The 9,990-nt window shown below is 71.1% G+C and carries 10 protein-coding genes and 1 tRNA gene; 8 read left to right on the forward strand and 3 right to left on the reverse strand.

The window, feature by feature from the left end; genetic code table 11:
- The first annotated feature begins 402 nt into the window (after window positions 1-402).
- Both ABZ281_RS22130 and glmS read left to right on the forward strand, forming a co-directional pair.
- Window positions 403-660 (forward strand): hypothetical protein, encoded by a 258-nt coding sequence (locus ABZ281_RS22130; protein WP_356657912.1) that lies wholly within the window; start codon window positions 403-405, stop codon window positions 658-660.
- A gap of 12 nt (window positions 661-672) precedes the next feature.
- Window positions 673-2,490 carry a glutamine--fructose-6-phosphate transaminase (isomerizing) gene (gene glmS / locus ABZ281_RS22135; RefSeq protein ID WP_031102631.1) on the forward strand — a complete coding sequence of 606 codons (1,818 nt, stop codon included), beginning with the start codon at window positions 673-675 and terminating at the stop codon, window positions 2,488-2,490.
- A gap of 180 nt (window positions 2,491-2,670) precedes the next feature.
- Here the strand turns inward: glmS and ABZ281_RS22140 are convergent, their stop codons facing one another.
- Both ABZ281_RS22140 and ABZ281_RS22145 read right to left on the reverse strand, forming a co-directional pair.
- A complete protein-coding gene (locus ABZ281_RS22140; protein ID WP_356657914.1) occupies window positions 2,671-3,231 on the reverse strand; it encodes a GPR1/FUN34/YaaH family transporter in 561 nt (186 codons plus the stop codon).
- A 137-nt stretch (window positions 3,232-3,368) separates the two neighbouring features.
- On the reverse strand, window positions 3,369-3,896 hold the full coding sequence (locus ABZ281_RS22145) for a universal stress protein (protein WP_010047889.1): 528 nt from the start codon (window positions 3,894-3,896) through the stop codon (window positions 3,369-3,371).
- A gap of 313 nt (window positions 3,897-4,209) precedes the next feature.
- Between ABZ281_RS22145 and ABZ281_RS22150 the strand changes: the two genes are divergently transcribed.
- From ABZ281_RS22150 to ABZ281_RS22175, 6 genes are all read left to right on the forward strand, one after another.
- Window positions 4,210-4,542 (forward strand): hypothetical protein, encoded by a 333-nt coding sequence (locus ABZ281_RS22150; RefSeq protein WP_356657916.1) that lies wholly within the window; start codon window positions 4,210-4,212, stop codon window positions 4,540-4,542.
- 377 nt (window positions 4,543-4,919) lie between these two features.
- On the forward strand, window positions 4,920-6,167 hold the full coding sequence (locus ABZ281_RS22155) for a helix-turn-helix domain-containing protein (RefSeq protein ID WP_356657918.1): 1,248 nt from the start codon (window positions 4,920-4,922) through the stop codon (window positions 6,165-6,167).
- Between the two features lie 103 nt (window positions 6,168-6,270).
- Entirely contained in the window at window positions 6,271-6,873 is a 603-nt protein-coding gene (gene orn / locus ABZ281_RS22160) for an oligoribonuclease (RefSeq protein ID WP_356657920.1), read from the forward strand.
- Window positions 6,874-6,988: 115 nt separating this feature from the next.
- Window positions 6,989-7,061: transfer RNA gene (locus ABZ281_RS22165), tRNA-His, on the forward strand.
- A 100-nt stretch (window positions 7,062-7,161) separates the two neighbouring features.
- Window positions 7,162-8,352: an MFS transporter gene (locus ABZ281_RS22170; RefSeq protein ID WP_356657922.1), complete on the forward strand. Its 1,191-nt coding sequence runs from the start codon at window positions 7,162-7,164 to the stop codon at window positions 8,350-8,352.
- A 27-nt stretch (window positions 8,353-8,379) separates the two neighbouring features.
- The gene (locus tag ABZ281_RS22175) at window positions 8,380-8,889 is read left to right on the forward strand and encodes an NUDIX domain-containing protein (protein ID WP_356657924.1); all 510 of its coding nucleotides are present in this window, start codon (window positions 8,380-8,382) and stop codon (window positions 8,887-8,889) included.
- A 75-nt stretch (window positions 8,890-8,964) separates the two neighbouring features.
- Here the strand turns inward: ABZ281_RS22175 and ABZ281_RS22180 are convergent.
- A partial coding sequence (locus tag ABZ281_RS22180) for a LacI family DNA-binding transcriptional regulator (RefSeq protein ID WP_356657926.1) occupies window positions 8,965-9,990 on the reverse strand: 1,026 nt, incomplete at its 5' end.

Raw genomic sequence — 9,990 nt, forward strand, 5'->3', positions numbered from 1 at the left:
AGGCACGGGCACGGGGGTAGCCAGCATCGGCTCCGGCAGCGTCCACGTCACGCCCCATGCCTTCCACTCAGGCCATCGGCCACGAACGCGCCACCCGTGACGGCGCCGAGCGTGACGGCCCCGCCTGTGATCATCGTGCGCCGGGAGAACCTGGCGCAGGTACTCGTGCTGCTCGGCCATGCTCATGCGCGCGGCGAGCCGCCGGGTACGCCCATACGAGGAGTGTCCATGGCGGCCAAAAATCGACGCCCCGGGCAACGGGATCCCGGACACCCGGCGGACGCGTCACGAACAAGCCCTCATGACACGTTCAACGCTCTCCCCAAAGGATGCCAACAGACCCTTGCCCGGAATCGGGCAGAATTCTTGCGAAAGCGTCGCCGGTACCCCAAGATCTAGCGAGTGCACGACGAACTCGTTGATCATCTGACGCGGTCCACCGCCCTCGGGCGGGGCGAGGCGCTGCGCGTGATCCAGGACGTGCTCGCCTACTTCGACGAGACGACCGAGGAGTACGTCCGTCGCCGCCACCGCGAGCTCCAGGCCCAGGGCCTGGTCAACGCGGCGATCTTCGAGCGGATCGAGGCGGAACTCAAATACCGCGCGGTGGCCCCGCCGGAGCTCTCGCTCCGGCAGCTGCGGCGCATCGTCTACGGCTAGGAATACGTATACATGTGCGGAATCGTCGGTTACATCGGGAAGCGTGACGTCGCGCCCCTCCTCCTGGAGGGCCTCCAGCGTCTGGAGTACCGCGGCTACGACTCCGCGGGCATCGTCGTCACGTCCCCGAAGACGTCCGGCCTGAAGATGGTCAAGGCCAAGGGCCGCGTGCGCGACCTGGAGGCCAAGGTCCCGGCCCGCTTCAAGGGCACGACCGGTATCGCCCACACCCGCTGGGCCACCCACGGCGCCCCGTCCGACGTCAACGCCCACCCGCACATGTCGGCCGACAACAAGGTCGCCGTCGTCCACAACGGCATCATCGACAACGCCTCCGACCTGCGCCGCAAGCTGGAGGCGGACGGCGTCGAGTTCCTCTCCGAGACCGACACCGAGGTCCTCACCCACCTCATCGCCCGCGCGCAGGCGCCCAAGCTGGAGGACAAGGTCCGCGAGACCCTCCGGCTCGTCGAGGGCACGTACGGCATCGCCGTCATGCACGCCGACTTCCCCGACCGGATCGTCGTCGCCCGCAACGGCTCCCCGGTCGTCCTCGGTATCGGCGAGAAGGAGATGTTCGTCGCCTCCGACATCGCCGCCCTGGTCGCCCACACCCGCCAGATCGTCACCCTCGACGACGGCGAGATGGCCACCCTGAAGGCCGACGACTTCCGCACCTACACCACGGAGGGCACTCGCACCACGGCGGAGCCCACCACGGTCGAGTGGGAGGCCGCTTCCTACGACATGGGCGGCCACGACACCTACATGCACAAGGAGATCCACGAGCAGGCCGACGCCGTGGACCGCGTGCTGCGCGGCCGGATCGACGACCGCTTCTCCACCGTGCACCTGGGCGGCCTCAACCTGGACGCCCGTGAGGCCCGGCGGATCCGCCGCGTGAAGATCCTCGGCTGTGGCACCTCGTACCACGCGGGCATGATCGGCGCCCAGATGATCGAGGAGCTGGCGCGCATCCCCGCCGACGCCGAACCGGCCTCGGAGTTCCGCTACCGCAACGCGGTCGTCGACCCCGACACCCTCTACGTCGCGGTCTCCCAGTCCGGCGAGACCTACGACGTCCTGGCCGCCGTGCAGGAACTGAAGCGCAAGGGCGCGCGCGTCCTGGGCGTGGTGAACGTGGTCGGCTCGGCGATCGCCCGCGAGGCGGACGGCGGCATCTACGTGCACGCCGGCCCGGAGGTCTGCGTGGTCTCCACCAAGTGCTTCACCAACACCACGGTGGCCTTCGCCCTCCTCGCCCTGCACCTCGGCCGCACCCGTGACCTGTCGGTCCGGGACGGCAAGCGGATCATCGAGGGCCTGCGCAAGCTGCCCGCGCAGATCGCCGAGATCATGGAGCACGAGGACGACGTCAAGAAGCTGGCCCTGCAGTTCGCCGAGGCCCGCTCGATGCTCTTCATCGGCCGCGTCCGGGGCTACCCCGTGGCCCGCGAGGCCTCCCTGAAGCTCAAGGAGGTCTCCTACATCCACGCCGAGGCCTACCCCGCCTCGGAGCTCAAGCACGGCCCGCTGGCCCTGATCGAGCCGGCCCTCCCGACGGTCGCGATCGTCCCCGACGACGACCTGCTGGAGAAGAACCGCGCCGCCATGGAAGAGATCAAGGCCCGCAGCGGCAGGATCCTCGCGGTGGCCCACCAGCCCCAGGAGAAGGCCGACGAGACGATCGTCGTCCCGAAGAACGAGGATGAACTCGACCCCATCCTGATGGGCATCCCGCTCCAGCTCCTCGCCTACCACACGGCGTTGGCGCTCGGCCGCGACATCGACAAGCCGAGGAACCTGGCGAAGTCGGTAACGGTGGAGTAGTCGCCCTTCTTTTGCTTGGGGCGCGGGGCTGTATCGATGTGCGGCTCCGCCGCGTGGGCGCGACACGCCCCCACGCACCCGCACAGGCCGACGAACGAAAACGGACCCCCACGTGCTGCCACCTCGCACGGGGGGTCCGTTTCATCGCCGGGAAGCCGCCCAACTCCCCGGCCGGCGCAGCTAACCGGTGGCCGTCACGCCCCGGCCGGCAGCGCGTCGCGGAAGCGCCGTGGGCCAGTGCGCCAGCACCGCGGTCGCCGCGTACCAGGCCACCGCACCCGCGGCGACGGCGAACCAGCCGCCCACCTTCACGAGTCCGTCGTTGCCGGCGAAACTCGCGATCGCCATGAGCAACAGGGCGACGAAGAACAGCCCGTACATGCCCTGACCGAGCTGGTCCCCGCCCGCGAGCGTCAGGGACAGCGCGACGAGGGCGAACAACAGCAGGAACAGCCCTGCCTCGTTGCCGGAGGCACGGTCGGACACGGCCCACGTGAACCACAGCGCCCCGAGCACCGAGAAGGCCGTACCACCGGCGGCGTCACCCTCCCGCAGGGCCACCAGCCCCGCGACGAAGAGCGCAATGCCGCCCATGTACTGGGCGATTGACACGGCGTCAGCGGCCGACACGCCGTCGATCAGAGCAGTATGCCCCAGCCCGAAGGCCAACAGGGTGATTCCCAGGGCGAGTCGACCGACCACGGTCGTGATTCCACTTCCCGCGGAGACGTCTTTGTCCACGGCGGGCTCCCTTCGTGCATGTGCAATTGTGCGGTGTCCCGTATATGCCCTTCACAAGGGCACAAACACCTCTACGCGCGAGTAGATTCGTGCGGTGCACAAGGGAGTTGCCGTAGGAGGTCGCTCCTGCGTGAACGTCAGGGAATGACGATGACGGGCCGCTGCGCCCGCTTGGCGAGCCGCCCGGCGACCGAGCCGAAGATGCGCCCGACGATGCCGTGGGTGGAGCCGACGACGATCGCGTCGGCCTCGTACTCCCGGCCGACCTCTTCGAGTTCGTGGCAGATGTCGCCGCCGCGCTCGACCAGGATCCAGGGCACCTCGGCGAGGTAGTCCGCACAGGCCAGCTCGAGACCGAGCACCTCGGTGCGGTGGTCCGGCACGTCCACGAACACGGGCGGCTCGCAGCCCGCCCACACCGTGGTCGGCAGTCGGTTGGCGACGTGGACGATGATCAGGCCCGATCCGGAGCGATGGGCCATGCCGATCGCGTACGCCAGGGCGCGCTCGCTGGACGTGGAGCCGTCGAAGCCGACGACGACCCCGTGCTTGAAGGCGGGATCGCAGGAATGGCGTGGCTCTTCCGCCGCCAGGGGCTCGGCCGCCGTGGGATCGGCGACGGGCCGCTTGCGGTCCGCGGGTTCGAAGAATTCGTGACCGGCCATGGCTGTCTCGGCGTCGTGATCCTTATACGGGAGGGACAACAGTGTGCGGCGGAGCTGTGTCCGGGAATGGTCTTCCCAACCCCATACCCCAAGGGTACGGCGGCACGCCTCCTTAGCCCAGATCCCGCTCACGGTGCATGCGGGTTCCAGGGAGCATGCACGAGGCACCGCCCGTAACGCAATGGTTGCTGCGCTGCACAGGCGGTTTGCACGGGATTCACTCAGCCGTGGGCACGTGCGGCGATCCGGGCCGCCAGTGACCGACGCCCCGGCCATGCGTTGAACCTCGTGAGTCACGCCACAGGGAGCACCCATGTCCGCACCACGCCCCGCCGACGAGGCGGACCGCGCGACCCCGCCGCCGCGGGGCACCGCGACGGATGTGGTTCGCTGGGCTGCCTTCAGCTGCCTGCTCGTCCCGGTGGTGCTCCTCTGCTACGGCGCCTCTCTGGCCGGTGCCGCCGGCACCGCCCTCGGGCTCGCGGCCGTCACGGGCGCCTGCCGGGTGCTGCTGCGCCAGTCCGAGCGCGGCGCGGCCCGGCTCGCGGCCGAGGACCGGGCGCCCCACCGGGGCCGGCGCCACCGCACCGGAACCGGGTCGCACCGTGGCGGACGGCACACCGGAGGAGATACACCGGTCGGCTGACCGGTTTCCGCGCACACGCACATTGGTTTTCAGCCAACTTCTCGTACTGGCGCATCCCCCGGCCCAACCACCCCCCAACCCCCGTTCGACCTGCACGGAAAGGGCCTCAGGGGGTCCGCGCACCCTACGTGGATTGGCCACCGCGACAAGGCGCACTTCCCTGCACGCCCCACGAGTGCAACGCTTCGTGATCGAATGCTTCACGCCAAGTTGCCAAGTCGACAATGTGCCGGGTGACTAACCGGCCACTTCGGCACGACGGCACACAGTAGATTCGATCTTGACTGTCTACGGCGGGGGACTCGTGCAGGACCGAGGGGAAACGTGCAGGAGCGACACAACCGAGGAGCCGCGACCACCGAGGGGGGCTTAGCAGTATGAGCCACGACTCCACTGCCGCGCCGGAAGCCGCGGCCCGGAAACTTTCCGGGCGACGCCGCAAGGAGATCGTCGCGGTGCTGCTGTTCAGCGGCGGCCCCATCTTCGAGAGTTCCATACCGCTGTCGGTGTTCGGGGTTGACCGCCAGGACGCCGGCGTACCGCGCTACCGACTACTGGTGTGCGGAGGCGAGGACGGCCCGCTACGGACCACCGGGGGCCTCGAACTCACCGCACCACATGGCCTGGAAGCGATCTCACGCGCGGGCACGGTCGTCGTACCGGCCTGGCGTTCGATCACTTCTCCGCCACCGGAAGAGGCGCTCGACGCGCTGCGCCGCGCCCACGAGGAGGGCGCCCGCATCGTCGGGCTGTGCACCGGCGCCTTCGTCCTGGCGGCGGCGGGCCTGCTGGACGGCCGCCCCGCGACCACCCACTGGATGTACGCACCGACGCTGGCCAAGCGCTATCCGTCGGTGCACGTGGACCCGCGTGAGCTGTTCGTCGACGACGGTGACGTGCTGACGTCGGCGGGCACGGCCGCGGGCATCGACCTGTGCCTGCACATCGTGCGCACGGACCACGGCAACGAGGCGGCCGGGGCCCTGGCCAGGCGGCTCGTCGTGCCGCCGCGCCGTAGCGGCGGGCAGGAGCGCTACCTCGACAGGTCTTTACCGGAGGAGATCGGCGCCGACCCGCTCGCCGAGGTCGTCGCCTGGGCGCTGGAGCACCTCCACGAACAGTTCGACGTGGAGACGCTTGCGGCGCGCGCGTACATGAGCAGGCGTACGTTCGACCGCCGGTTCCGCTCGCTGACCGGGAGCGCTCCGCTGCAGTGGCTGATAACGCAGCGGGTCCTCCAGGCGCAGCGTCTGCTGGAGACCTCGGACTACTCGGTGGACGAGGTGGCGGGACGCTGCGGCTTCCGGTCGCCGGTCGCCCTGCGCGGGCACTTCCGCCGCCAGCTGGGTTCGTCCCCGGCCGCGTACCGGGCGGCCTACCGGGCCCGGCGCCCGCAGGGCGAGCGGCCCCAGGAGACCGAGAGCGCAGCGGGCGGTCCCGGGCCCGGCATGCCGGGCCATCCGGGACACGCGGGGCACCATCCGGGCCAGCCCGGCCAGGCGCCCGCCCCGCTGCACCCGGAGCACCCGGTCCCGCTGCAGTCCCGCCGTACGGCGGCGGCGAGCGCGGTCGGCCAGTCGCCGGCCCTGTCGGCGAGCCTGCCCGGACAGCGCAGCGCGCCGTGAACCGGTAGCCGGGGCCCGCGGGGAGCACGTTCTGCCCGCGGGCGCTTCGGCTTTCCCGGCACGGGCGGCCCGGCCGGTGGCGGCGGGCCGTAAGGTTAGACACATGAACGATCGCATGGTGTGGATCGACTGCGAGATGACCGGCCTCTCGCTGTCGGACGACGCGCTCATCGAGGTGGCCGCCCTCGTGACCGATTCCGAGCTGAACGTGCTCGGCGAGGGCGTGGACATCGTCATCCGGCCGCCGGATCAGGCGCTGGAGACGATGCCGGACGTGGTGCGTCAGATGCACACCGCCTCCGGGCTGCTCACCGAGCTGGCCGAGGGCACGACACTGAAGGACGCCGAGGACCAGGTCCTGACGTACGTGAGGCAGTTCGTCAAGGAGCCGGGCAAGGCCCCGCTGTGCGGGAACTCCGTCGGCACGGACCGCGGCTTCCTGCTGCGTGACATGGCGACGCTGGAGAACTACCTCCACTACCGGATCGTCGACGTGTCGTCGATCAAGGAGCTGGCGCGCCGCTGGTACCCGCGGGCGTACTTCAACAGCCCGCAGAAGAACGGCAACCACCGCGCGCTCGCCGACATCCGCGAGTCGATCGCGGAGCTGCGGTACTACCGCGAGGCCCTGTTCGTCCCGCAGCCCGGGCCCGACTCGGACACCGCGAGGACGATCGCCGCGAAGCACGTCCTGCCTGCTCAGTAGGCGGGACGTAGGGCCGTCGGGGGGCGCGGAGAAAGCCGGGCGCGAGCACCCCTTCGGACCCTGTACACTTTTTCTCGGCCGGTCGGAGACATCACTGATCTCCAAGCCGGTCATGGTGGGTGTAGCTCAGCTGGTAGAGCACCTGGTTGTGGTCCAGGATGCCGCGGGTTCGAGTCCCGTCACTCACCCTGTGCATTCAGCCGGTGGCCTCGGAAGAGGCCACCGGCTGAAGCGTTTCCAGCGCGCCGATCGAAGGCGCGTCCGCGGGCCGGGGCTACCGTCGGCGGCATGGACGGTGGACGTCGGGGATGGCGCGCGTGCGTGCTCGGCGGGGCGGTGTTCGCCGTCTGCATGGCCGGCACCACGCTGCCGACTCCCCTCTACCCCCTCTACCAGGACAAGTTCGGCTTCTCCGAGCTGACGGTCACCGTGGTCTACGCCCTGTACGCCTTTGCGGTGATCGGCGTGCTGCTGCTGGTCGGCAATGCCTCGGACGCGGTGGGCAGGCGCCCGGTGCTGCTGTGCGGTCTGGGCTTCGCCGCACTGAGTGCCGTCTGCTTCCTGTGTGCCACCGGCCTCGGCTGGCTCTACGTGGGACGGCTGCTGTCGGGACTGTCCGCCGGGCTGTTCACGGGTGCCGCCACGGCGTACGTGATGGAGCTGGCGCCCGGGGGCGGTGCCTCCCGGGCCACGTTCGTGGCGACGGCCGCCAACATGGGCGGACTGGGCTGCGGGCCGCTGCTCTCCGGGCTTCTCGCGCAGTACGCCTCCTGGCCGCTGTACCTGCCGTTCGTCACCCACCTCGCGCTGGTGGCCGCCTCGGCCGCCGTCCTGCTGCGGCTCGCGGAGACGGTACGGCAACGGCAGCCGCTGCGCGCCGTACGCCCGCAGCGTCCCGCCCTGCCCCCGCAGGTGCGCGCGGTGTTCGGTCCCGCCGCCACCGCCTCCTTCGTCGGGTTCGCCCTGTTCGGGGTGTTCACCTCCGTCAGCCCGGCCTTCCTCGTGGAGTCCATGGACGTGGACGACCACGCCGTGAGCGGGCTGATCGTCGCCCTGGCCTTCTTCTCCTCGACCGCCGGGCAACTTGCGGTCGGCCGGGTCGGCGTACGGCGTTCCCTCCCACTGGGCTGCGCCGGACTCCTCGCCGGGCTCGCGCTGCTCGCCGGTGCGCTGCGGTGGGACCAGATGGCCCTGCTGGTCGCCAGCGCGCTCGTCGGCGGGATCGGCCAGGGCCTGGCGTTCCGCGGCGCCTTGTCCGACGTGTCCCGGGCCTCGCCCGAGCAGCAGCGGGCGGCGGTGATCTCGGCCCTGTTCGTGGTGGCCTACGCGGGCATCTCCCTCCCGGTGATCGGCGTCGGCCTGCTGACCGGCCCGATCGGCCTGGAGGGGGCGGGCCTGGTGTTCATCGCCGGCATGGCCCTCCTGGTCGTGACGGCGGCGGTGTACCTGCTGCGACGGCCGGAACCGGCTCGGGTGTGAGGGCGTGGGCGTGGGATCGTGAGGTCCATGGGCGAGCTGGTGGTACAGGTCGACGAGGAGGACCGGGTGGTCGGGGTGGTCGACCGGGACGAGGCGATCCGCGAGGGCCGGCCGCACCGGGTCGCGACCACGGTGTGCCGTGATCCGCGAGGGCGCGTCCTGGTGTATCGCAGGCCGGAGCACGTGTCCCGGTTCCCGGGGCATCACGACTGGCTGATCGGCGGGGCCGTCGAAGTCGGCGAGTCCTACGAGGAGGCGGCGGCCAGGGAGCTGGCGGAGGAGCTGGGCGTCCGGGCGCGGGTGCGGTTCGTCTTCAAGTTCCTCTGCCATGGGGCGATCAGCCCGTACTGGCTCGGGGTGCACGAGGCCGTCGTGACGGAGCCCCTCACCCCCGACCCGTCCGAGATCGCCTGGCACGGGTGGCTCGGCGAGGCGGACCTGCGGGAGGCGCTGCGGAACCGGCTGTTCGTGCCCGACGCCCTGGACGTCCTGCGGCGCCACCCCGGCCTCGGCCCGCGAACCACCGGCACGCCGTAGCCGACTCCCCCGCGCCCGTGGGCCGTTAGCCCGGGCCCGCCGACCGGCTCCGGTCGGCGCGGCGTGGGCGGGGCGTCACGAAGAGGACCGGGACACCAGCTCCGTGGCCAGGACCATCTGCCGGCGGTCCAGGCCCCGGGAGGCGAGCGGACGGCGGTCGGCGACCTCGGTGAGCAGGAGGTCTATCATCCGGCGGCCCATCTCCTCTATGGGCTGGCGGACGCTGGTCAGCGGCGGTTCCATGTGGCGGGCGATGGCGGAGTCGTCGTAGCCGACGAGCGCCACGTCCTCCGGGATGCGGCGGCCCGCAGCGCGCAGCGCCCGGCGGGCGCCGGCCGCGGTGACGTCGGAGGCGGCGAAGACCGCGTCGATGTCGGGGTGGCGCTCCAGCAGGGCCGCCATGGCCCGCTGTCCGCCCTCCTCCGTGAAGTCCCCCGCCTCGATCAGCCCCTCGTCCACCCCGAGGCCGGCGTCGCTCATGGCTTCGCGGTAGCCGTCGACACGGCGCTGGGCACCATAGACGTCGAGGCGGCCGGTGATGTGGGCCACCCGGCTCCGGCCCCGGGACAGCAGATGCTCAACGGCCTGGCGGGCGCCGCCGTAGTTGTCCGAGTCGACCGACGGCAGTGTCTCCGCCGACGAGCGCGGACCGCTGATCACCGCGGGGATCTCCAGCTGGGCCAGCAGGTCGGGCAGCGGGTCGTCCGCGTGCACCGAGACCAGCAGCACACCGTCCACGCGGTGGGCCGCCAGGTACTGGGCGAGACGGGCGCGCTCCCGGTCGCTGCCCGCGAAGATCAGCAGCAGCTGCATCTCCGTGTCGGACAGCGCCGTCCCGACGCCCTTCAGCATGTCCGAGAAGTACGGCTCCGCGAAGAACCGGGTCTCCGGCTCGGGGACGACCAGCGCGATCGCGTCCGTACGGTTGGCGGCCAGGGCACGGGCCGCGGTGTTGGGGACGTAGCCGAGCTCCGCGACCGCCGCCTCGACGGCCGCGCGGGTCGCGTCGCTGACCCGGGGCGAGCCGTTGATCACCCGCGAGACGGTGCCGCGGCCGACACCGGCGCGCGCCGCCACCTCTTCGAGGGTGGGCCGGCCACC

Origin of the sequence: Streptomyces sp. NPDC006265 (assembly GCF_040613555.1) — a bacterium.
Taxonomy (GTDB): domain Bacteria; phylum Actinomycetota; class Actinomycetes; order Streptomycetales; family Streptomycetaceae; genus Streptomyces.

Excerpts from the sequence above, each read along its gene's own strand:
- ABZ281_RS22170 (WP_356657922.1), top strand. The coding sequence starts at position 7,162 with ATGGACGGTGGACGTCGGGGATGGCGCGCGTGCGTGCTCGGCGGGGCG.
- ABZ281_RS22150 (WP_356657916.1), top strand. The coding sequence starts at position 4,210 with ATGTCCGCACCACGCCCCGCCGACGAGGCGGACCGCGCGACCCCGCCG.
- ABZ281_RS22145 (WP_010047889.1), bottom strand. The coding sequence starts at position 3,896 with ATGGCCGGTCACGAATTCTTCGAACCCGCGGACCGCAAGCGGCCCGTC.
- ABZ281_RS22175 (WP_356657924.1), top strand. The coding sequence starts at position 8,380 with ATGGGCGAGCTGGTGGTACAGGTCGACGAGGAGGACCGGGTGGTCGGG.
- ABZ281_RS22155 (WP_356657918.1), top strand. The coding sequence starts at position 4,920 with ATGAGCCACGACTCCACTGCCGCGCCGGAAGCCGCGGCCCGGAAACTT.
- glmS (WP_031102631.1), top strand. The coding sequence starts at position 673 with ATGTGCGGAATCGTCGGTTACATCGGGAAGCGTGACGTCGCGCCCCTC.
- orn (WP_356657920.1), top strand. The coding sequence starts at position 6,271 with ATGAACGATCGCATGGTGTGGATCGACTGCGAGATGACCGGCCTCTCG.